A 21,524-nucleotide genomic window follows, 5' to 3' on the forward strand; every position below is an offset into this window, starting at 1 on the left:
GGAGGGTTCGCTCTCCGGGCCTCCTCCCATCCCGGCACGTGGCATCACGGCACGTGGCATCACGGCAGGTGAAGGAGAGACAACATGGCTGATCCGGCACGCGCGAGGAAGCTCGCGGACAGAATCAAGGTCATCATCGCCAAGCGGCTCGAGCGCGGCGTCCGCGACCCGCGTATGGGCTTCGTGACGATCACCGATGTGCAGGTGACCGGCGATCTGCAGCACGCCTCGGTCTTCTACACGGTGTATGGCACCGACGAGGAGCGCACGGACACGGCGGCGGCGCTTGCTGCGGCCACCGGCATGCTGCGCAGCGAGGTGGGCAAGAACATCACAGCGCGCCTGACCCCGTCGCTGGAGTTCATCCTGGATGCGATCCCGGAGAACGCGGCGCACATCGAGGACCTGCTGCGCGAAGCGCGTCAGCGCGACACCGAGGTGGCCGGGCTGGCCGCCGGTGCCGCGTACGCGGGCGACGAGGACCCGTACGTCAAGCCCCGCGACGAGGACGAAGAGGACTAAGAACACATTCGAGCCGGGACTTGTGCACGCAGCGCTTCGGCGTGTCGCGTGCACAAGTCCCGGCTCGATTGTGTTTTAGGGGAGGGTGTAGCCGGCATCGACGGCGACGGCGAGGCCGTCGGCGAGGAGGCCGGCCAGGGCGCGGTCGCGCTGGGCGGCGTCCGGCCAGACGGCTTCGAGCTCGGCGGCGGAGACCGGGATGTGCGAGGCGCGCAGCTCGGCCAGGATGCGGCCGCGCACCTGCCGGTCGCTTCCCTCGTACTTCTTTTGCACGGCCTTCTTCTGGCCGGCGTACTCCGGATAGCCGGCCTGCCGCCACGCGCACACCTCCGCGAGCGGGCAGACGTCGCAGCGCGGCGTCCTGGCGACGCAGACCAGTGCGCCGAGCTCCATCATCCCGGCGTTGAACGCCGCAGCGGCCGCGCGGTCTGCCGGGAGCAGCGCATCCATCGCCGCCAGGTCGCGTTTTCCGGGAGGGCCAGGCTCGCCCTGGCCGTCGACCGCGCGGGCGATGACCCGGCGGATGTTCGTGTCGACCACCGGGTGCCGGTGGCCGTAGGCGAACACCGCGACCGCACGCGCCGTGTAGTCGCCGATGCCGGGGAGGGCGAGCAGCGCATCCACGTCGTCCGGCACCACGCCGTCGTGGTGTTCGGTGATGGCGACCGCGCAGGCGTGCAGCCACAGCGCGCGGCGCGGGTAGCCGAGCGACTGCCACGCGCGCACGGCCTCGCCTGGAGGGACGGCGGCGAGATCGGCCGGGGTCGGCCAGCGCGTCAGCCACTCCTCGAGGCGCGGGATCACCCGGTTCACCGGGGTCTGCTGCAGCATGAACTCGCTGACAAGGGTGCCCCAGGCGGTGAAGCCGTCCCTGCGCCACGGCAGGTCGCGGCGATTGGCGTGGAACCAGTCGATGACGGAGGAGGAGAACGTGTCGAGCTCCGCATCCGCCATCGTTCCAGCGTAATCGTTGCGGGGCGTTCGACAGATTCGCGGCTTAGGCTCGTGCCATGAAGCTTCCACCGACGCCGCGCGTCCTGTTCCTCCGCGAACTGGTCGGCGAGGTGACGCGCAGTTACGGGCACGGACGCACCATGGTGGCCGTCGACGGCACGACGGACACCGCGTCGTTCGCCGACGACCTCGCCGAGGTGTTCCGCGAGGCGGGCTATGACACCTTCCGGTCGTCGATGACCGACTTCCACCGCCCGCGCGCCGACCGCACCAGGCTCGGGCCGGAGTCCGACCTCGACTACTACCGTTCGTCGTTCGACTACGTGACGTTCCGGCGGGTGCTGATCGACCCGTACCGGATGGCGGGAAGCACCGGTTTCCAGACCGCGGCGTTCGACGAGCGACGGGATGTGCCGATCGAGAGCCGCTGGGAGACCACCGGTCAGGATGCGGTGCTCGTGGTCGACGGCGAGTTCCTGTTGCGGCCGGAGCTGCGCGGCATCTGGCACTACTCCGTCGCGCTGGTGAACACGCCGCAGGACCCGGTCTACGAGAACGACGCCGAGCCGCGGATGTGGGCGAGCGCTCTGGTGGACGACAGCGACCCTGACCTTCCGCGGCGGGTGTTCGCGGACAGCTGCTGACCCCGCCGATGGCGGGCGCGGCGGTTACAGCAGCGCGCGCATCCGGTCGGCGACGACGGCGGGTTCGATGAACGCGCGCGTGCGCTCGACCTCGTGCACCAGGTCGACGATGGCGGCGTTGATCGGCGCCTCTCGCCCGAGCTCGTGCGCTTCGCCGACGATCGCGCCGTTGAGGTAGTCGATCTCGGTGAGCTGGCCGCGCCGGATGCTCTGCAGCGTCGATCCAGGGTTGGGAGTGGCGCCCATCCGGCGCCGCATCGTCAGCGGCACCAGCTGGCCCGCCCAGAGTGGAGCCGCGGCGACGAACCGCAGGATGCCGTTGCTGAGGCCCTGGATGCTGCCGTAGCGGATGCCACGGTCGAAGCCGATCCTGACGGCCTCGCGCATGCTGGCCGTCACGATGCGGCGCAGCGCGCGGTCGCCGAGCGTGTCCTGCGCGCTCAGCCCGGTGATGGCCGGCATGGCGTTGATCTGGTTGACGATGAGCTTGGTCCACTGGGCGCCGTCGAAGTTGGCGACGGCGAACGTCGGCATGGCGGCGTCGAGGACGCGGGTGGCGAAGACGGCGGACTCCGGCGGCTCGCCGCTGCCGGCCCCGATGTAGGTGTTGGCCGCCGTGGTGACGCTGACGCGGCCAGGGGAGAGGAAGCTCGCAGCGTAGAGGGCGAGGGCACCGACGCAGTCCGAGCCTGGCAGCATGGTCGCGGCCTGGCGCAGCCCGGTGAGCCCGTTCTGCACGACGACCACGGGGATGCCGCCGAGGAGGTGCTGGTTCTCGCGGATGGCGGCGGCCGCATCCTGTGCCTTGGTGCACAGGAAGGCGAGTTCCGGCTGGATGCGCAGGATCTCGTCTGCGTCGATCCTGGCCGTGTGCGAGCCCCACGCCCCGTCGAGGCGGAGCCCGTCCGCGCGGATCGCGACGAGCTGCGCTCCGCGCGCCGTCACCTCGACCTGGTGGCCGACGCGATCGAGCAGGGCTGCGATGGTGCCGCCGATGGCTCCCGCTCCGATGACGCCGATCCGCATCCCCCCACCCTAGCCGCGGGCGGGGGGATGCGGTGCCGGGGGCCGACTGAGCGCTCGGGGCGCAGCGCGCTAGTCGACCAGTGCGGCGGCCTGCGCGGAGCCCTCGGCGGCGACCGCCTCGGTGATCTCGGCTTCCGCGTCCTGACGACGGCGGCGGACGATACCGGACGGCAGCGCGAGCGAGATGACGGCGGCGACAGCGAGCACACCGGCGCCGACCCAGATGGAGGGGATGGCCGCATCCACGTAGCCGGTCGGCGTGAGGGTTCCACCCGCGCCGGTGAACACGGCGGTGAGCACGGCGATGCCGAGGGCGACGCCGATCTCGCGGAGCGTGGAGTTGGTGCCGGACGCCTTCGCGTGGTCCGCCGGCTTCATGTTGGCGAGCACCGCGGTGGAGCTCGGCGCGAACACCAGGCCCATGCCGATCCCTGCGAGTGCGAACGGCGGCCACATCGACGAGTACGCGAGGTCGGCGGACAGGGTCAGCGCGATCCAGGCCATCGCGACGGCGAGGAAGGTGAGGCCGAGGAGGATCGGCAGCCGAGTGCCCGTGCGCCCGGAGACGAGGCCGGTGAGCGGCGCGACGACCATCGGTGCGAGCGTCCACGGCATCGTCATCACCCCCGCCTCGAGCGGCGTGTGGCCCTGCACCACCTGCAGGAACTGGATGAGGATGAACACCGCCCCGAAGATGCCGAAGCTGAACGTCACGCCGACCAGGTTGGCCACGGTGAAGCTGCGGTCGCGGAACAGTCGCAGCGGCAGCAGAGGGGCGGATGCCCGGCCCTCCCAGAAGACGAACGCCACCAGCAGCGCAGCACCGGCGATCAGGGCGCCGAGCACTTCGAAGCTGTCCCAGCCGGCATCGTTGCCGCGCACGATCCCGAACACGATGCCGAGGACGCCGGGGCCGGCGAGCAGCAGGCCGACGATGTCGGCGCGGACCCGCTCGCCGAAGCTGTTCGGCAGCGCGGCGAGCACGAGGGGCACGGCGATGATGCCGAGCGGGACGTTCAGCCAGAAGATGGCCTGCCAGTTCCAGCCCTGCACCACGGCGCCGCCGATCAGCGGGCCTGTCGCGACGCCGAGGCCGGCGATGCCTCCCCAGATGCCGATGGCGGCCGGGCGCAGCTTGGCGCTGACACTGCCGGCCAGGAGGGTGAGCGACAGGGGCATGAGGGCCGCCGCTCCGACGCCCTGCACCGCGCGGGCGAGGATGAGCATCCACGGCTCGGTGGCAAGGGCGCTGGCCGCAGAGGCGAGCGTGAAGATGGCGATGCCGCTGAGGAAGACCGTTCGGCGTCCGAACCGGTCGCCGAGGGCGACGGCCATCAGCATGAAGGTGGCGAAGCTGAGGGTGTACGCGTTGATGACCCACTGCAGCTCCTCGATGGAGGCACTGAGGTCTTTCGCGATCACGGGAAGCGCGCTGGTGACGACGAGGTTGTCGAGGGTCGCCATGAACATCGGGAGCGATGCAGCGACGATGGCCAGCCAAATCGGGATGCGGCGGGCGGTGGATGGGGACGACATGCTGCACATCCTGTCGAGTGAATGGGAATGTTGTTATCGGATGATTACAACAGGGTCGAGATTAGTAATCAACTGATAACCTGTCAAGTGTGACCGACAAGATCAGTGAACGCATCCCGTCGGGGGAGCGCAGAGAGCAGATCCTCGCCGCCGCCAGCCTCGTCTTCGGGGAGCGCGGATACTTCGGGGCGACCACCGACCAGATCGCGAAGGCGGCCGGCATCAGCCAGCCGTACGTCGTGCGGATGTTCGGCAGCAAGGAGAACCTCTTCGTCGAGGTGCTCTCCCGCGCGCTCGACAGGCTCCTCGTGACGTTCACGGAGACCATCGACGACTGGAAGGCCGACGGCTCGCCCGACGACCAGATCGCCCGCCTGCTCGGCACCGCATACGTCAACCTGATCGAGGACCGCGGGCTGCTGCTGTCGCTCATGCAGGCGTTCAGCATGGGCCACGACCCTGTGATCGGCGAGAAGGCCAGGCAAGGCTTCATCAGCATCTACCGGCTGCTGCGCGACGACGCCGGCTTCGAGCCGGAGCGCGTCCGCACGTTCCTCGCAGAGGGGATGCTGCTCAACACGCTCCTCGGACTCCGGCTGCCGGAGAAGTACGGGCTGGACGAGGCCGCCACCGAACTCCTCGAGTGCACCTTCCAGACCAAGCTGCAGCTCGTGCTCGACGTCGTGGGCGAGAAGACCGCATGACGGGCTCCGGCATCCTGCTGGTCGACAAGCCGCAGGGCTGGACCAGCCACGACATCGTCGCGCGCACCAGGCGTCTCGCCGGCACCCGCAAGGTCGGGCACGCGGGCACCCTCGATCCGATGGCCACCGGGCTGCTGATCGTCGGCCTCAACTCGTCCACCCGGCTGCTGACCTACATCGTCGGCACGGACAAAGAGTACCTGGCGACCATCCGGCTGGGTGCAACCACGACCACGGACGACGCGGAAGGCGACGTCGTGGAAGAGGCGGCTCCTGATGCGGTCGCAGCGGTCGACGACGACGCCATCCGCTCCGGGATCGCCGACCTCACCGGCGAGATCGAGCAGGTGCCGAGCTCGGTCAGTGCGATCAAGGTCGACGGCAAGCGGGCGTACGCCAGGGTGCGGGCGGGGGAGGAGGTCGTGCTGAAAGCGAGGCCCGTCACCGTCTCGGAGTTCGAACTGCTCGACGTGCGCAGGCTGCCGGCCGCCATCGACCTCGACGTGCGCGTCGTCTGCTCGTCCGGCACATACATCCGCTCGCTCGCCCGCGACCTCGGCGCCGCACTCGGCGTCGGAGGGCACCTCACCGCGCTGCGCCGAACCAGGGTGGGATCGTTCAGGGTGGAGGACGCGCATCCGATCGAGGATGTCGACGTCGCCTCTGCTCTGGTGCCGGCCGCGGAGGCGGCCACGATCCTGTTCGAGCGCTTCGACCTCACGGAGCAGCAGGCCATCGACCTGACGCACGGGAAACGCATCCATGTCGCGGACAGGGAGAATGGGGACGGTGCGCCGCTCGCGGCCATCGCACCGACCGGCCACCTGGTGGGGCTCATCGAGTTCCGCGGAAAGGAAGCAAGAACCCTCGTGAACTTCCCGACAGACGAGATCGCGACCGCATGATCGAGTGGTTCACGACGGTCCAGGTGATCGTGGCCGTCGTCGCAGGCGTGCTCTGCATCGTGCTCGGATTCGCGGGCCGCGTGCCCGGCGACGTCAGCATGGGCGCGCTCGCGCTCGTCGAGGTGCTGCTGGTCGCGCAGCTCATCGTGACGATCGTCGCGCCCGCCGTGGGAAACGAGCCGAGCGGCAGCCTGCCCGAGTTCTACATCTACCTGATCTCCGCGCTCATCCTGCCGCTGGCCGGAGGCTTCTGGGCGCTCATCGAACGCAACAAGTGGTCGACGGTCATCCTGGGCGGCGTGTGCCTCGCCATCGCCGTGATGGTGTACCGGATGGGCCAGATCTGGTTCGTGCAGGGCGCCTGAGCCCCGCACGGGATGCGCGGTGCCTGGCAGCCCGCGCTGCGCGAATAGAATCGTAGGCGATGTCACACCACACCATGTCCGCACGCGACCACTCGGAGGACCCCACCGCGAAGCGGAGGATCACCGGCATCGGACGCGTGCTCGTCTTCGTCTACGGCGTGCTCGCGCTCGCTGCGACGGGGCGCAGCGTCTTCCAGATCATCGACCGCTTCCACGAGGCGCCCGTCGCCTTCACGCTGTCCGCGCTGGCCGCCGTCGTCTACATCGTGGCGACCATCGCCCTGGTCGCTCCAGGTCGCGCCTGGTACCGGGTGGCCTGGATCACCATCACCTTCGAGCTGGTCGGCGTGCTCGTGATCGGCTCGCTCAGCCTGTTCGCCCCCGCAACCCTCGGCCTGCACGACGTGGACCCGTTCGGCCGCGATGCAACCGTGTGGTCTGTGTACGGGATGGGCTACCTGTTCATCCCGCTGGTGCTTCCGATCCTCGGCCTGATCTACCTGCGCGGGCACAAGCCGCGGGGAGCGGCATCGTGAAGCTGTTCCGATCGGTGGCGGAGATCCCGGAGGGCTTCGGCCCGAGCGCGGTGACCATCGGCAAGTTCGACGGCGTGCACACCGGTCACCGTGCCGTCATCGGGCGGCTCTGCGAGGTGGCACGCGAGCGGGGGCTCACCCCGACCGTCATCACCTTCGACAGGAACCCGCTCGAACTGCTCGCACCGGAGAAGTGCCCGACCGCCCTCGTCAGCGTCGAGCAGAAGCTCGACCTGCTCGCCGGCACCGGCGTGGAGGCGACGCTGCTCGTCGCGTTCGACCGCGCGCTCGCCGAGCTCTCTCCTGAGGAGTTCGTCAGACACATCCTGGTCGACAGGCTGCACGCGGCCGCCGTCCTCGTCGGAAGCGACTTCCGGTTCGGGCACCGCGGCGCGGGCGACGTCGGCATGCTGCGCGAACTCGGCCAGAAGTACGGCTTCGTCGTGCACCTCATCGACGACGTGCGGCCGGAGCACGGCAGGCGCGTCTCCTCCACCTGGATCAGGGAACTGCTCGCAGACGGAGACGTCGCGCACGCCGGCGAACTGCTCGGGCACATCCCGACCCTGCGCGGCGTCGTCGTGCACGGCGCGAAGCGGGGCAGGGAGCTTGGCTTCCCGACCGCGAACCTGTCGCCGGAGTCGGAGGGACTGATCCCGGCCGACGGCGTGTACGCCGGCTGGCTCACCGACGGGGACGAGCGCTACCCGGCCGCCATCTCGGTCGGCAACAACCCGACCTTCGAGGGCGTGCCGCAGAAGCAGGTCGAGGCGTACGTGCTCGACCGCGACCTCGACCTCTACGACCACCACGTGGAGATCGCGTTCGTCGAGCGCATCAGAGGCATGGTCGCGTACGCGGGCGTCGAGCCGTTGATCGCGCAGATCACGGACGACGTGGACACCGCCAGACGCATCCTGCAGCCCGAGAACGCCAACTGATGGCGGACGCCTCGACGCGACCGCTCTGGCACGGTCGCGCGATCGCGCTCGTCGGCATCCTGCTGGTCGCCAGCAACCTGCGCACCGCCGTCGCAGCCCTGTCGCCGATCTTCGCCGAGATCCGCACGGAGTTCGCCGTCACGAGCGTGGGGGTCGGCCTGCTCGGGATGCTCCCGCCGATCTTCTTCGCGCTGTTCGGCCTGCTCGCCCCGACGCTGACCCGTAAGGCCAGCCTCGAGGGCGTGATGATCGCCGCGCTCTGCGTGATGCTGCTCGGGCACATCCTGCGTGCCACTGCAGGGTCGTTCGCGATGCTGGCCATCGGCTCCGCCGTGACCTTCGCCGGGATGGGCGTCGGCAACGTGCTGCTGCCTCCGCTGGTGAAACGGTACTTCCCCGACCGGATCGGGCTGGTCACCTCGCTCTACGCGACCGTGATGTCGGTGAGCACGCTGCTGCCGCCGCTGATCGCGGTGCCGGTGGCGGACGCATCCAACTGGCACGTTTCTGTCGGGATGTGGGGCGTTGTGAGCCTGCTGGCCATCCTGCCCTGGCTGCGCATCATCCTGACCAGGCGGCCCGTCCACCCCGCGCACGACGTGGAGGTGGAGGCGGCGGAGCCCGCGATGCTCGGCAAGGTGTGGCACGCGCCGCTCGCCTGGGCGATGGCCGTGGTGTTCGCCGCGTCGAGTCTGAACGCGTACGCGATGTTCGCCTGGCTGCCGGAGATCCTGCACGACGTCGCGGGGTCGACGCCGGCGGAGGCAGGAGCGCTGCTGTCGCTGTACGCGGGGATGGGCATCCCGGCCGGGCTGCTGGTCCCGCTGCTGGCCTCCCGGATGCGCAACGTCGCCCTGCTGCTGTACGCGGGCGTCGGCTTCTTCGTCGCCGGCTATCTCGGGCTGATCCTCGCGCCAGGCGCGGCCACGTGGCTGTGGGTGGTGTTCGCCGGTCTCGGGCCGCTGCTGTTCCCGCTGTGCCTGGTGCTCATCAACGTGCGCACGCGGACCCACGAGGGCTCGGTCGCGCTCAGCGGCTTCACGCAGGGGGTCGGATACACGCTCGGTGCCCTCGGCCCGCTCGCGGTCGGCGTGCTGCACCAGCTCACCGGCGACTGGACCGTCGCCCTCATCGTCCTGATCGGCACCGCCATCGCCGCCGCCCTGGCAGGCACCGTCGTCGCCCGCCCGCACGCCCTCGAGGATCACTTCCGCTGATCCCCAGCGATCGGGCAGGGACGTGTGCACGCGACACGCCGGTGAGAGGCGAGCACACGTCCCGGCTCGATGATGAGGGGGACGGTCAGGGGAGGAGGTGCGCCCGGTGGATGAGGGCGGCCGCGCCGATGAGGGGGCCTTCGGAGGAGAGGGCGGAGGGGATGATGCGGACCTTGCGCACGTAGGGGAAGTAGTGGTTCTCGATGACGCGGCGCATGTGGTCGAACAGGTCCGGCGTCGAGTGCGAGAAGCCGCCGCCGATGGCGACGAGCTCCAGGTCAAGCAGCGCTGTCGCCGAGGCGATGGCGCGGCCGACGGCCTCGCCCGTGCGAGCGATGGCCTGGTGCGCCACCTCGTCGCCCGCGGCGTACGCGGCGGCCAGCTCCTCGCCCGTCGTGCCGGTGAAGCCGTGCTGACGGGCCCACGCGACGGTGTGCGGTCCGGAGGCGATGGCTTCGAGCGCGCTGGGGTTGCCGAACGTGTTCTCTCCGACGATCTCGCCGACCTCGACGTGCCCGATGTGGCCGGCGTTGCCCGTCGGGCCTGTGATGACGCGGCCGCCGACGATGAGGCCGCCTCCGATGCCGGTCGAGACGACCATCCCCATCACGTTGTCGACGCCCTGCGCTGCGCCCACCCAGTGTTCGGCGAGCGTGATCGCGACGCCGTCCATCTCCAGCGTGACAGGGATGTCGAGCCCGGCGTCCGCGACGACGCCCGCGATGAAGTCGCGCATCGGGTAATCGCGCCAGTGCGGCACGTTCAGCGGTGACACCAGGCCCTTGATGCGGTCGATCGGCCCTGCGCAGCCGATGCCGGCTCCGATGAGCACGGCGTCGGCGGGTACGGCGGCGATGGCGTCGCGCACGACTCCGCCGACGGAGGCCTCGAGGTCGGGGACCGTGGCGGTGCGGCCTGTGGGGCGGCGGAAGCGGGTGGATTCGACCAAGCGGCCGTCTGCATCGACGAGCGCGGCTTCGACTTTGGTTCCGCCGAAGTCGACGGCGAGAGCGAGGGGAGTTGGCACGACCCTTACCCTAAAGGAAACCGCCGATGCTCATATGAGCAACATGCGCGCAAGCGTTGCTCGAACGCGCAATCGGTTCCTAAGGTGGAAGCGTGGCCATGAACGACACCGATGAGATCCTCGCCGTGAAAGCCGCTGAGCTGTACTACGAGGCGGGCAAGACCCAGGACGAGATCGGCCTCGCCCTCAGCGTCAGCCGCTGGAAGGTCGGACGGCTGCTCGTCGCGGCGCGCGAGCACGGGTTCGTGCGCATCGAGATCGTGCATCCGAGCGCCAGACGGTTCTCGCTGGAGCGCGAGCTGTGCGGCTTCTACGACCTACAGGACGCCGTCGTCGTGCCCACCCTCGACGCCGACTCGGATGTGCAGGCCCGCGTCGCGCAGGCCGCCGCCGACTACCTCACCACGCTTCGCCCCGTCCCTCGCACGCTCGGCGTGAGCTGGGGACGCACCCTGCACGCCGTTGCAGCGCGCCTGCGGCCCGGCTGGGCGGTGGGCGTGAACCCGGTGCAGATCAACGGCAGCGTGTCCAGTACGCGCCAGGCCACAGCCGCGGCAGACACCGCCGTCGTGATCGCGCGCAAGGCGCAGGGCACAGCGACGCTGCTGCCGAGCCCGGCCATCTTCGAGCACGCGGCTACCCGCCGCGCCATCGAGGCCGACCGCTCTGTGCAGAGCGTGCTCGCGCTGGCGAGGAGCGCATCCGCGTACCTGTTCAGCGCCGGCGTCGTCGACACGAGCTCCGTGCACGTCGACTCCGGCTACCTCACGGCCGACGATGTCGCATCGCTCGCCGACAAGGGCGCGGTCGGCGACGTGGTCGGCCGGTTCATCACGGAGGACGGCCAGGTGGCCGACCCCGAACTCGACGGCAGGACCCTCGGCATCTCGCTGGACGAACTGCGCGCAGCGCGCACCAGCATCGCCGTGATCGCGGGCGAGACCAAGCACAGGGTGGCGCACGCCATCGTGTCGAGCGGGCTCTGCAGCACGATCATCACCGACGAATCCACCGCGAACCACCTGCTCGGCCGCACAGCGGCGAGCTGAAAGAAGGAGTGACGTGACCATCGAAACGACGCCGCCCGTGCGAACCCTCGCACCGGCGGCCAGGGCCGTCGAGGTGCTCGGAGGCGACTTCACCGAAGCCTCCCTGCGCCGCTACCTGAACGGCATTCCGGGGGTCGATGCGGTCGGTCTCGAACAGCGCGCAGCCGGACTCGGCACCCGCTCCATCAAGACCACGAGCAAGGCATGGGCGCTCGACAAGATCATCGAACTGATCGACCTCACCACGCTCGAAGGCGCCGACACGCCAGGCAAGGTGCGCTCGCTGGTGGCCAAGGCCCTCACCCCGGACCCGAGCGATCTCACCGCGCCCCGCCCTGCAGCCGTGTGCGTGTACGGCGACATGGTGCCGTACGCGGTCGAGGCGCTTGGCGCATCCCACGCGGGCCGCTCTGGGGGCGCTCCCGGCAGTGTGAACGTCGCGGCGGTGGCGACCGCGTTCCCGAGCGGGCGCGCATCCCTCGCCGTCAAGCTGGCGGACACCGCGGACGCCGTCGCAGCCGGTGCCGACGAGATCGACATGGTCATCGACCGCGGAGCGTTCCTCTCCGGCCGCTACGGGCTCGTCTTCGACGAGATCGTGGCCGTCAAGGAGGCCTGCCGCCGCCCGGACGGCTCGTACGCCCACCTCAAGGTGATCCTGGAGACCGGTGAGCTGAACACGTACGACAACGTGCGCCGCGCATCCTGGCTGTCGATCCTGGCCGGAGGCGACTTCATCAAGACCTCGACGGGCAAGGTGTCTCCCGCGGCGACGCTGCCCGTCACGCTGCTGATGCTCGAGGTCGTGCGCGACTGGCACAAGCTCACCGGCGAGGAGATCGGCGTGAAGCCCGCTGGCGGCATCCGCTCGTCCAAGGACGCCATCAAGTACCTCGTGACCGTGGCGGAGACGGTCGGGGAGCACTGGCTCCAGCCGCACCTGTTCCGCTTCGGCGCATCCAGCCTGCTGAACGACGTGCTGCTGCAGCGCCAGAAGCTGACGACCGGGCACTACTCCGGCGCCGACTACGTCACGATCGACTGACCGAAGAGACCGAAGGCAGAACAATGAGTTTTCTCGAATACGCACCAGCGCCGGAGTCTCGGGCCATCCTGAACCTCCGCGACCAGTACGGCCTGTTCATCGACGGCGAGTTCGTCGACGGCAACGGCACCCCGTTCCAGACCATCTCCCCGGCGACGGAGGAGCGAATCGCGACCATCTCCACCGCGAACACCGCCGACGTGGATGCGGCCGTCGCCGCCGCGCGCCGGGCGTACGAGCGCACCTGGTCCAGGATGAGCGGCAGTGACCGCGGCAAGTACCTGTTCCGGATCGCGCGCCTCGTGCAGGAGCGCGCCCGTGAGCTCGCCGTGGCGGAGAGCCTCGACAACGGCAAGCCGATCAAGGAGAGCAGGGATGTGGACGTCCCGCTCGTCGCCGCCTGGTTCTTCTACTACGCGGGATGGGCCGACAAGCTCGATCACGCCGGTCTCGGCCCTGCGCCGCGCGCGCTCGGCGTCGCCGCGCAGGTCATCCCGTGGAACTTCCCGCTGCTGATGCTCGCGTGGAAGATCGCACCGGCCCTCGCCGCAGGCAACACCGTCGTGCTCAAGCCGGCGGAGACCACGCCGCTGACCGCTCTGCTGTTCGCAGAGATCGTGCAGCAGGCCGGCCTCCCGGCCGGTGTCGTCAACATCGTCACCGGCGCGGGGGAGACGGGGCGCGACCTGGTCAACCACCCGGATGTGAACAAGGTCGCCTTCACCGGCTCCACCGCCGTCGGCCGCGAGATCGCGCGAGCGGTCGCCGGCACGGACAAGAAGCTCACCCTGGAGCTCGGCGGCAAAGCGGCGAACATCGTCTTCGACGATGCGCCGATCGACCAGGCCGTCGAGGGCATCGTCAACGGGATCTTCTTCAACCAGGGGCACGTCTGCTGCGCAGGCAGCAGGCTCCTGGTGCAGGAGAGCATCCACGACGAGGTCGTCGACCGGCTGAAGAACCGCCTGTCGACGCTGCGCCTCGGCGACCCGCTCGACAAGAACACCGACATCGGCGCGATCAACAGCGCAGAGCAGCTTCGGCGCATCCGCGAGCTGTCCGACATCGGAGAGGCTGAGGGAGCCGACCGCTGGACGGCCGACTGCGCCATCCCGGAGAACGGCTTCTGGTTCGCGCCGACGATCTTCGACAACGTGTCCACCAGCCACCGGATCGCCCGCGAGGAGATCTTCGGGCCTGTGCTGTCCGTGCTCACCTTCCGCACCCCGGCCGAGGCCATCGCCAAGGCGAACAACACCCCGTACGGTCTGTCGGCCGGCATCTGGAGCGACAAGGGCAGCCGCATCCTGGCCGTCGCGGACAAGCTCCGCGCCGGCGTGATCTGGGCGAACACGTTCAACCGGTTCGACCCGGCCAGCCCGTTCGGCGGGTACAAGGAGTCCGGCTACGGCCGCGAGGGCGGCCGCCACGGGCTCGCGGCGTACCTCACGCCCGGCCGTGCGCTTCCCGGCACGTCCGCCGGCGCGCTGACCTCCGCATCCACCACGACCCGCAAGGGAGCGAAGAAATGAGCCGCCTGACCGTGCCGAAGACGTACAAGCTCTACATCGGCGGAAAGTTCCCGCGCAGCGAGTCCGGCCGCACGTACGAGGTCGTCTCGGCGAAGGGCGCGTTCCTGGCCAACGCAGCGAAGGCGTCCCGCAAGGACGCTCGGGATGCGGTCGTCGCCGCCCGAGGAGCCCTCGGCGGCTGGGCCGGCGCCACCGCGTACAACCGCGGGCAGGTGCTCTACCGCATCGCGGAGCTGATGGAGGGTCGTCGTGCCCAGTTCGTCGACGAGATCCAGCAGACGGAGGGCGTCTCGGCGTCGGTCGCAGGCGCCCAGGTGGACGAGGCGATCGACCGCTGGGTCTGGTACGCGGGCTGGGCGGACAAGTTCGCTCAGGTCGTCGGGAACGCCAACCCGGTCGCGGGGCCGTACTTCAACATCTCGGTGCCGGAACCGACCGGCGTCGTGGCGATCGTCGCGCCCCAGGACAGCGGCCTGCTCGGCTTCGTGAGCGCCGTCGCCCCGGCGCTGGTGGCGGGGAACACGGTCGTCGTCGTGGCGAGCGAGCGGTTCCCGCTGTCGGCGATCAGCTTGAGCGAGGTGCTCGCGACCAGCGACGTTCCCGGCGGCGTCGTGAACATCCTGACCGGCTCCCCGGCCGAGATCGCCCCGTGGCTGGCCTCGCACGCCGACGTCAACGCGCTCGACCTGGTCGGCGCAGGAGCGCTGGAGTGGATCGACCTGCAGATCGCAGCGGCGGACACACTCAAGCGCGTGCTCACCCCGGAGAACGGCCAGGACGCAGCTGCGCCGTCGCTCGACCGCATCGCGTTCTTCACCGAGACGAAGACGGTCTGGCACACCAAGTCGCTGATCTGATCCGCGACGGCTCGCGCATCCCGCCATCGCCGTCCTGACGCATCCAGAGGGGTGTACCGCAGTCGTGTGCCGCGGTACACCCCTCGCGGCTTTCAGCTTCTTGGGGGAGGATGGCAGAAAGACTTAGGAGGTCCGGATGACGGATCAGGGGATGTCGGGTATGGGTCCGACCGCCCTCGTCGGGGACAGTCTCACGCAGGGCGGGGACTGGCAGGCGTGGATGCCGGGGGAGACGATCTACAACTTCGGGGTCGGCGGAGACACGTCGGACGACGTGGTCGCGCGGATCTGGGATGTGATCAACGCCCAGCCCGCCGTCGTTGTGCTGCTGATCGGCACGAACGACCTCGCCTGGCGGCGCTCCGTCGAGCACGTGGTGCGCAATGTGGAGACCATTTTGGTGACGCTGCGCAGGGAGCTGCCGGAGACGCGCATCCTGGTGCAGTCCGTGCTCCCGCGCGGTCACGAGTTCGCCGACCAGATCCGCGACATCAACCGCCACCTCTGGCAGTTCGCGCCGACCGTGCACGCCCAGTGGCTCGACCTCTGGCCGTCTCTGGCGCTCGACGACGGCGAGCTGAACCCCGCGTACAGCGACGACAGGCTCCACCTCAACGAGGAGGGCTACCGCGTCTGGGTCAACGAGCTGATCCCCGCGCTGGAGCGCCTGCGCCAGCAGCCGCCCACCAGCCGCGCGATCACCCTCCCCGACCTCGGCGGCGCCGCCTGATCATCGAGTCCGAACCTGTTCACACTCCCACTCGGCGTGTCGCCTGAATAGCTCCGGGCTCGATCATCTGGTGAGGAGGAGGGTCTCGTAAAAGCGGATGCCGCGGAGCCAGGTGGCCACGTGGATGCGCTCGTTGCGGGCGTGCAGGGTCGCGCGTTCCTCGGTGGCCATCTCGAACGGGGTGAAGCGGTAGACGGCGTCGCTGATCGTCGTGAAGTGGCGGCTGTCGCTCGCGCCGAGCATGATGTACGGCGTCACCACGGCATCCGGATGCACGGCCGCGATGCTGCCGGCCACCGCATCCCACTCCGGCCCGCTCGTCGGCGACACCGGGGACGGTTCGCTCGGGTCGACGGCCTGGATCCGCACCAGCGGGTCGTGGATCGCCTTGCGGAGATGGGCGATCGTCTCCGCGACGCTCGAACCGACCGCGATGCGCACGTTCACGACCGCCTCCGCGGTCTCCGGCAGCGCGTTGGCCGCGAGGCTTCCGCTGAGCTGGGTGACGGCCGTCGTCGTCCGCACGATCGCGCGGGTCTCGTCGCTCACTCGGCCCAGCACGGCGACCAGAGCGGGTTTCAGCGTGCGCGCCCTGGTGAACACCGCGCGCAGCGGACCGCTGGCGTGCGCGCCGAGGGTCTCCACCATCTGCAGGTTCGTCTCACTGAGCCTGGCGGGGAAGGGCTTGGCGTTCAGCCGCGTGATCGCGCGCGCCAGCCGCACCGTCGCCGCCAGTTTCGGGGGCGTGGATGCGTGACCGCCGTTCTGCTCGACGGTCAGGCGCACGCTCGTGATGCCCTTCTCGCTGACCCCGACGACCGCGATGGGCTTGGTCACGCCGGGGAAGATGCCCTCCACGACCGCGCCGCCCTCGTCCAGGACCAGTGCCGGCCGGATGCCGCGCTCGGCCAAAGCGGCGACGATCGCCTGCGCTCCTGAGCCGACCGTCTCCTCGTCGTGGCCGAAGCTGAGGTACACGTCCGCCGCGGGAGTGTGGCCGGCCGCGACCAGCGCATCCACTGCTTCGAGGATGGCGACGAGGGCGCCCTTGTCGTCGAGGGTGCCCCTGCTCCAGAGCACGCGGCCGTCTCCGTCGCCGGTGAGCTCCGCACCGAATGGCGGGTGCTGCCAGCCGTCGTCCGTGGCGGGCACGACGTCGTAGTGGGCCATCAGGACCGTCGGCGGGCCGTCGCCCGCTCCGCGCCAGCGGTAGAGCAGCGAGCGGCCGTGCTGCTCGCGTTCGAGCCCGGCGTGCAGTGCTGGGTAGAGCTCGGGGAGGGCGGCGATGAAGCGGTCGAACGCCTCCCAGTCGGTGTCGTCCACCACGTTGCGCGACATGGTCGGGATGCGCAGGAGCGTGCGGAAGCGCTCGAGGGCGGCATCGTCGTCGATGCCGTGGGCGGCGCTCACTCGCCGGCCGCCGTGCGGAACGCGGACAGGGCGTCGTCGGAGAACAGCACGAACCGCACGCGCTCGACCGGCCCGAAGGATGCGGCGAGCACGGCACGGACGGTGCTGACCGCGATGCGCGCCGCATCGTCCATCGGCCAGCCGTAGACCCCGGCGGAGATCGCGGGGAACGCGACGGAGGTCGCGCCGACCTCGCGGGCGACGCGCAGGGACGAGCGGTAGGCGTTCTGCAGCAGCTCCGTGCGGTCCTCGGTGGCCGACCAGACGGGGCCGACCGTGTGGATGACCCAGGTCGCGGCGAGGTCGCCGGCCGTGGTGGCGACGGCCTGGCCGGTCGGGAGGCCGTCAGGGAGCGTCGTCGCGCGCAGTTCGCGGCAGGCGTCGAGGATGGCCGGGCCTCCTCTGCGGTGGATCGCGCCGTCGACGCCGCCTCCGCCGAGTATGGAACTGTTGGCGGAGTTGACGATCGCGTCGACGTGCTCGTCGGTGATGTCGCCCTTGACGATCTGGATGAGGTCGTCCACGGTCAGCCCCTGTTGTTGGAGAGCTCGTATACCTTCAGCAGCTCGACGATCGCGTCGTCGCGCTGGCTGCCGCCCTCCTCGAACATCTCGGACACGTGCGTCTTCAGGTGGTTCTCGACGAGCAGCTTGTTGAGGGAGCCGAGCGACTTCTGGATGGCGAGGGACTGCGTGATGATGTCGATGCAGTAGTCCTCGTTCTCGATCATCTTCTCCAGGCCCCTGAGCTGGCCTTCGAGGATGCGCGTGCGGTGCATGGCGCGTTTCTTGATGTCTGCGATCACCGCTCCAGGATACCGCGCCGATCCCACATACCCCTATGGGGTATGTGTTACAGTCGAAGACATGGAAACGAGCTACGACATCCAGGGCATGACCTGCGCGCACTGCGCACGCGCGGTGACCGAGGAACTCCGGGCGATCGACGGCGTGACAGCGGTCGCGGTCGACGTGGCGGCGGGCACGGCGACGGTCACCAGCGACGCGATCCTGTCTGTGGATGCGGTCGCCGGCGCGGTCGAAGAGGCCGGATACGCGTTGGCCCACCCACGCCGGCTCCCACTGCTGTGACGGGCGCCACGACCGGCGCCACGACCGCGTCAGGCGCATCCGGGCCGGTGGAGCTCGACCTCGCCATCGACGGCATGACCTGCGCGAGCTGCGTGGCGCGCGTCGAGAAGCGCCTCGGCCGCCTCGACGGCGTGACCGCCACCGTCAACCTCGCCACCGAACGCGCCCGCGTCACGGCGCCTGCCTCGATCGACCCTGCGCTGCTCGTGGCCGAGGTCCAGAAGGCCGGCTACGGCGCGCACGTCATCGAAGCGGCCGAACCGCCTCGTGAGGCGGACTCCGGCGCCGCGTTGCGCATCCGGCTGATCGTCAGTGCAGCGCTCACCGTCCCGGTCGTGCTGCTCGCCATGGTTCCCGCCTGGCAGTTCTGGGGCTGGCAGTGGGTCTCGCTGGTGCTGGCGACGCCTGTCGTGCTCTGGGGCGGCTGGCCGTTCCACCGCGCCGCGGCCGTGAACCTGCGGCACGGTGCCGCGACGATGGACACGCTCGTCTCGCTCGGCACGGCCGCCGCATACCTGTGGTCGCTGTGGGCGCTCGTGTTCGGAACGGCGGGCGAGCTCGGGATGCACCACCCGTTCACGTTCGTCGCAGAGCCGGGGAGCGCGTCGGGCGCCATCTATCTGGAGGTCGCCGCAGGTGTCACGACGTTCCTGCTGCTCGGCCGGTTCGTGGAGGAACGGTCGAAGCGCAGGGCGGGCGCCGCTTTGCGCGACCTGCTGCAGGCGGGGGCGAAGGATGTCGCGATCCTCACCGACGACGAGCGCGAGCGGCGCGTTCCCGTCTCCGCCCTCGCGGTGGGCGACAGGTTCGTGGTGCGGCCTGGCGAGCGCATCGCGGCGGACGGCGTCGTGCTGGACGGCGCCGCCGCGGTCGACACGAGCGCGATGACGGGGGAGTCCGTGCCTGTCGAGGTGGCAGGCGGAGGCACCGTGGCGGGAGGGACGATCGCGCACGGCGGCACCATCGTGGTGCGCGCCTCCAGGGTCGGCGCCGACACCCAGCTCGCCAGGATGGCGAAGCTCGTGGAGGAGGCGCAGCTCGGCAAGGCGGGCATCCAGCGGCTGGCCGACCGGATCTCCGGCGTGTTCGTGCCCGTGGTCATCGCGCTCGCGCTGGCGACCTTCCTGGTCTGGATGCTCGTCGGAGGAGGCACGTCGGCGGCCGTCTCCGCCGCTGTCGCCGTGCTCATCGTCGCCTGCCCGTGCGCGCTCGGACTGGCGACCCCGACCGCGCTGCTGGTCGGCACGGGGCGCGCGGCGCAGCTCGGCATCCTGATCACCGGACCGGAGGTGCTCGAACGCACCGGCCGCATCGACACGATCGTCTTCGACAAGACGGGAACGCTCACCACAGGCACGATGACGGTCACCGGCGTCGTGACGGCGGACGGCGCAGAGGAGGACAGTGCAGAGGGGACGGACGCTCTGCTGCTCGCGGCGTCCGCCGAGCGCGGCTCGGAGCATCCGATCGGCAGGGCCATCGCGGCAGCAGTGGATGCGCACGCTCCCGTCTCTGGGTTCCGCGCCGTCGCCGGGTTCGGCGTCACCGCTCTCGTGGACGGGCGGCAGGTCACCGTCGCGCGCGTCGACGACAGCGCAGGGCTCCCTGACACGCTCGCCGCCGCCGTGCGTGCCTCCCGCGCCGCCGGTGCGACGGCGGTGCTCGTCACGGTCGACGACCGCGCCGTCGCCGTGCTGAGCGTCTCCGATCCGCTGCGCGCCGACGCGGAGGAGGCGATCGGGCTGGTCCGCGGACTCGGCCTCGAACCCGTGGTGCTGAGCGGCGACCACGAGGAGACGGTGCGCGCGGTCGTCGGGCCCCTGCGCATCCGGAACGTGGTCGGCGGTGCGACGCCGGAGGGGAAGGCGGAGACCATCGCACGGCTGCAGGAGGACGGCCACTCGGTGGCGATGGTCGGCGACGGCGTCAACGACGCGGCCGCCCTCGCGGCCGCGGACCTCGGGATCGCGATGGGCTCCGGCTCCGACGTGGCGATCGAGGCGGGCGACCTGACCCTGCTGCGCTCCGACCCCGTGCTGGTGGCCGATGCGATCCGGTTGTCACGGCGCACGGTGGCGATCATCAGGGGCAACCTGTTCTGGGCCTTCGCGTACAACGTCGCCGCACTGCCGGTTGCGGCTCTCGGACTGCTGAATCCGATGATCGCTGGGGCGGCAATGGCCTTCTCCAGCGTGTTCGTGGTGCTCAACAGCCTGCGGCTGCGCTCGTTCGCCGGACGCACGATCTCTTCCTGAATCGCGTCATATTCCGCCCCGGGGATGTGTCACTACCAGTGATCCTGTGAGGAGTGTGAGAATCCTTCCGGCGCGCCGTCTGCATTCACCCCTGAAAGGGGGGTGGGGGAGGACATACCGTCGGGTCTATCCTCCACCTAGGGGTTGAGAAATATTCGTTTTACAGGAAAGGCCCGACTTTGCTGAAGAACCTCAGCCCGCTGCTGTCTGGTGCGCTGTTAAGCGCCCTGGATTCCATGCACGATGGCGACATGCTTACCCTTGTCGGCAGCGGCTATCCAGAAGAAGAAATCGTTTCACCCGTCATCCATCTTGGAGAAGTGACCACAGAAGCCGCTGCAGACGCGATCCTCAGTGTGTTCCCTCTCGACAACGAAGACCCGTCGCCGATCACGTTCCTCGATCTCGCCGGTGAACCGTACGATGTCCCAGACGTGGCGTTCGCGGTGAACGGCATCGCATCAGATGCCGAACTCCGTCGCGTGCCCATGACCCGTCTGGAGCTCGGCGAATTCGTCGAGCTCGCCCGCCATTCCGTTGTGACCGTGCGCGTGGGGTCGGACGCCCCACCATGTGCGTTCCTGCTGCGGAAGGGCGCCTGCTGAATCACACGCACAGCTGAACGTGGGCGTGCCGGCGCGATTGCGTCGGCACGCCCCACCAGGCCGCACTGCGGCAGGGCGACTCCGGCAGGCGCAGTGGATGCGCATCCCGCGCCGATCCCGCTGACGTAGACTCGGTGACCGTGTCCCGCTACGCCTCCCAGCCCGCGTTCAACCGCGCAGCGCTCGCGCCAGGAATCCTCGGCGCGATCGTCCTGATCGGCGGCCTCGCCCTGATCGGGGGCGAGTGGTATCTCTACGTGCAGTACGCGGTGAGCATCCTCGCGCTCATCCTCTGCGTGTTCGCCGGGCAGGCGAAGCAGTGGTGGTGGCTGGCCGGGCTCATCCCTGTCGCCGTCATCTGGAACCCGGTCTGGCCGATCGCGTTCGACGACGTCGTGATCCGGCTGCTGCACCTCGCGGGCGCCGTGCTCTTCATCGCCGTCGCCGTCACCGTGAAGATCCCCGTCGATCAACGTCGCTGATTCCGGCATCCTCGCGTAAACTGGTGTGCGCGCCGCCGTTTCACTCGCGACGCATCCCGGCGCTCACCGCGGCGGGCAGGACCATTCGGTT

At 69.7% G+C, this 21,524-nt stretch carries 24 protein-coding genes; 17 read left to right on the forward strand and 7 right to left on the reverse strand.

The window, feature by feature from the left end:
* Positions 1–84 precede the first annotated feature (84 nt).
* Positions 85–522, forward strand: a complete 438-nt coding sequence (gene rbfA, locus ASE16_RS05920; RefSeq protein ID WP_055892204.1) for a 30S ribosome-binding factor RbfA — start codon at positions 85–87, stop codon at positions 520–522.
* A gap of 75 nt (positions 523–597) precedes the next feature.
* Here rbfA and ASE16_RS05925 read toward each other — a convergent pair whose 3' ends face one another.
* Positions 598–1,476, reverse strand: a complete 879-nt coding sequence (locus ASE16_RS05925) for an A/G-specific adenine glycosylase (RefSeq protein ID WP_055892209.1) — start codon at positions 1,474–1,476, stop codon at positions 598–600.
* A gap of 56 nt (positions 1,477–1,532) precedes the next feature.
* On the opposite strand from ASE16_RS05925, the gene ASE16_RS05930 reads away from it, so the two are divergent.
* Positions 1,533–2,120 carry a hypothetical protein gene (locus tag ASE16_RS05930; RefSeq protein ID WP_055892212.1) on the forward strand — a complete coding sequence of 196 codons (588 nt, stop codon included), beginning with the start codon at positions 1,533–1,535 and terminating at the stop codon, positions 2,118–2,120.
* A gap of 24 nt (positions 2,121–2,144) precedes the next feature.
* On the opposite strand, the gene ASE16_RS05935 is transcribed toward ASE16_RS05930, so the two are convergent.
* Both ASE16_RS05935 and ASE16_RS05940 read right to left on the reverse strand, forming a co-directional pair.
* Positions 2,145–3,146, reverse strand: a complete 1,002-nt coding sequence (locus ASE16_RS05935) for a ketopantoate reductase family protein (protein WP_055892215.1) — start codon at positions 3,144–3,146, stop codon at positions 2,145–2,147.
* Between the two features lie 69 nt (positions 3,147–3,215).
* Positions 3,216–4,682 carry a DHA2 family efflux MFS transporter permease subunit gene (locus tag ASE16_RS05940; RefSeq protein ID WP_082581271.1) on the reverse strand — a complete coding sequence of 489 codons (1,467 nt, stop codon included), beginning with the start codon at positions 4,680–4,682 and terminating at the stop codon, positions 3,216–3,218.
* Between the two features lie 89 nt (positions 4,683–4,771).
* Between ASE16_RS05940 and ASE16_RS05945 the strand changes: the two genes are divergently transcribed.
* The 6 genes from ASE16_RS05945 to ASE16_RS05970 are packed head-to-tail and all read left to right on the forward strand — an operon-like array spanning position 4,772 to position 9,350.
* The gene (locus tag ASE16_RS05945; protein WP_055892218.1) at positions 4,772–5,386 is read left to right on the forward strand and encodes a TetR/AcrR family transcriptional regulator; all 615 of its coding nucleotides are present in this window, start codon (positions 4,772–4,774) and stop codon (positions 5,384–5,386) included.
* Positions 5,383–6,291: a tRNA pseudouridine(55) synthase TruB gene (truB, locus tag ASE16_RS05950; protein ID WP_055892221.1), complete on the forward strand. Its 909-nt coding sequence runs from the start codon at positions 5,383–5,385 to the stop codon at positions 6,289–6,291. The genes ASE16_RS05945 and truB overlap by 4 nt, the downstream gene beginning before the upstream one ends.
* Positions 6,288–6,656, forward strand: coding sequence for a hypothetical protein (locus ASE16_RS05955; RefSeq protein WP_055892223.1), 369 nt, complete (start codon positions 6,288–6,290; stop codon positions 6,654–6,656). Before truB ends, ASE16_RS05955 begins: the two co-directional genes overlap by 4 nt.
* A gap of 59 nt (positions 6,657–6,715) precedes the next feature.
* The gene (locus ASE16_RS05960) at positions 6,716–7,192 is read left to right on the forward strand and encodes a hypothetical protein (protein ID WP_055892226.1); all 477 of its coding nucleotides are present in this window, start codon (positions 6,716–6,718) and stop codon (positions 7,190–7,192) included.
* Positions 7,189–8,133, forward strand: a complete 945-nt coding sequence (locus ASE16_RS05965) for a bifunctional riboflavin kinase/FAD synthetase (RefSeq protein WP_055892229.1) — start codon at positions 7,189–7,191, stop codon at positions 8,131–8,133. Before ASE16_RS05960 ends, ASE16_RS05965 begins: the two co-directional genes overlap by 4 nt.
* Complete coding sequence (locus ASE16_RS05970; protein ID WP_055892231.1) at positions 8,133–9,350, forward strand: MFS transporter; 1,218 nt, start codon at positions 8,133–8,135, stop codon at positions 9,348–9,350. The genes ASE16_RS05965 and ASE16_RS05970 overlap by 1 nt, the downstream gene beginning before the upstream one ends.
* 85 nt (positions 9,351–9,435) lie before the next feature.
* Here ASE16_RS05970 and ASE16_RS05975 read toward each other — a convergent pair whose 3' ends face one another.
* A complete protein-coding gene (locus tag ASE16_RS05975; protein ID WP_055892234.1) occupies positions 9,436–10,377 on the reverse strand; it encodes an ROK family protein in 942 nt (313 codons plus the stop codon).
* 98 nt (positions 10,378–10,475) lie between these two features.
* On the opposite strand from ASE16_RS05975, the gene ASE16_RS05980 reads away from it, so the two are divergent.
* The 5 genes from ASE16_RS05980 to ASE16_RS06000 all read left to right on the forward strand — a co-directional run bounded on the left by ASE16_RS05980 (position 10,476) and on the right by ASE16_RS06000 (position 15,590).
* Positions 10,476–11,426: a sugar-binding transcriptional regulator gene (locus ASE16_RS05980; RefSeq protein WP_055892237.1), complete on the forward strand. Its 951-nt coding sequence runs from the start codon at positions 10,476–10,478 to the stop codon at positions 11,424–11,426.
* A 13-nt stretch (positions 11,427–11,439) separates the two neighbouring features.
* Positions 11,440–12,471 carry a deoxyribose-phosphate aldolase gene (gene deoC / locus ASE16_RS05985; protein WP_055892240.1) on the forward strand — a complete coding sequence of 344 codons (1,032 nt, stop codon included), beginning with the start codon at positions 11,440–11,442 and terminating at the stop codon, positions 12,469–12,471.
* 23 nt (positions 12,472–12,494) lie between these two features.
* Positions 12,495–14,003, forward strand: coding sequence for an aldehyde dehydrogenase family protein (locus tag ASE16_RS05990; RefSeq protein ID WP_055892244.1), 1,509 nt, complete (start codon positions 12,495–12,497; stop codon positions 14,001–14,003).
* Positions 14,000–14,860, forward strand: coding sequence for an aldehyde dehydrogenase family protein (locus tag ASE16_RS05995; RefSeq protein WP_055892247.1), 861 nt, complete (start codon positions 14,000–14,002; stop codon positions 14,858–14,860). Before ASE16_RS05990 ends, ASE16_RS05995 begins: the two co-directional genes overlap by 4 nt.
* Positions 14,861–14,996: 136 nt before the next feature.
* A complete protein-coding gene (locus tag ASE16_RS06000; RefSeq protein WP_055892250.1) occupies positions 14,997–15,590 on the forward strand; it encodes a GDSL-type esterase/lipase family protein in 594 nt (197 codons plus the stop codon).
* Positions 15,591–15,653: 63 nt separating this feature from the next.
* On the opposite strand, the gene ASE16_RS06005 is transcribed toward ASE16_RS06000, so the two are convergent.
* From ASE16_RS06005 to ASE16_RS06015, 3 genes are all read right to left on the reverse strand, one after another.
* Complete coding sequence (locus tag ASE16_RS06005) at positions 15,654–16,928, reverse strand: M20/M25/M40 family metallo-hydrolase (RefSeq protein WP_055894321.1); 1,275 nt, start codon at positions 16,926–16,928, stop codon at positions 15,654–15,656.
* 68 nt (positions 16,929–16,996) lie between these two features.
* On the reverse strand, positions 16,997–17,524 hold the full coding sequence (locus ASE16_RS06010; RefSeq protein ID WP_055892253.1) for an O-acetyl-ADP-ribose deacetylase: 528 nt from the start codon (positions 17,522–17,524) through the stop codon (positions 16,997–16,999).
* A 2-nt stretch (positions 17,525–17,526) separates the two neighbouring features.
* Positions 17,527–17,805: a metal-sensitive transcriptional regulator gene (locus ASE16_RS06015; protein ID WP_055892256.1), complete on the reverse strand. Its 279-nt coding sequence runs from the start codon at positions 17,803–17,805 to the stop codon at positions 17,527–17,529.
* 61 nt (positions 17,806–17,866) lie between these two features.
* Here ASE16_RS06015 and ASE16_RS19970 point away from each other — a divergent pair, with 61 nt between their 5' ends.
* The 4 genes from ASE16_RS19970 (at position 17,867) to ASE16_RS06035 (ending at position 21,433) form a co-directional block, all read left to right on the forward strand.
* Positions 17,867–18,091 carry a heavy-metal-associated domain-containing protein gene (locus ASE16_RS19970; RefSeq protein ID WP_055892258.1) on the forward strand — a complete coding sequence of 75 codons (225 nt, stop codon included), beginning with the start codon at positions 17,867–17,869 and terminating at the stop codon, positions 18,089–18,091.
* Positions 18,088–20,346 (forward strand): heavy metal translocating P-type ATPase, encoded by a 2,259-nt coding sequence (locus ASE16_RS06025; RefSeq protein WP_268765790.1) that lies wholly within the window; start codon positions 18,088–18,090, stop codon positions 20,344–20,346. The genes ASE16_RS19970 and ASE16_RS06025 overlap by 4 nt, the downstream gene beginning before the upstream one ends.
* A 179-nt stretch (positions 20,347–20,525) precedes the next feature.
* A complete protein-coding gene (locus ASE16_RS06030; protein WP_055892261.1) occupies positions 20,526–20,951 on the forward strand; it encodes an RbsD/FucU domain-containing protein in 426 nt (141 codons plus the stop codon).
* A gap of 140 nt (positions 20,952–21,091) precedes the next feature.
* The gene (locus ASE16_RS06035) at positions 21,092–21,433 is read left to right on the forward strand and encodes a DUF6804 family protein (RefSeq protein WP_235500389.1); all 342 of its coding nucleotides are present in this window, start codon (positions 21,092–21,094) and stop codon (positions 21,431–21,433) included.
* Positions 21,434–21,524 lie beyond the last annotated feature (91 nt).

This window comes from Leifsonia sp. Root227 (assembly GCF_001428745.1).
GTDB lineage: Bacteria > Actinomycetota > Actinomycetes > Actinomycetales > Microbacteriaceae > Leifsonia.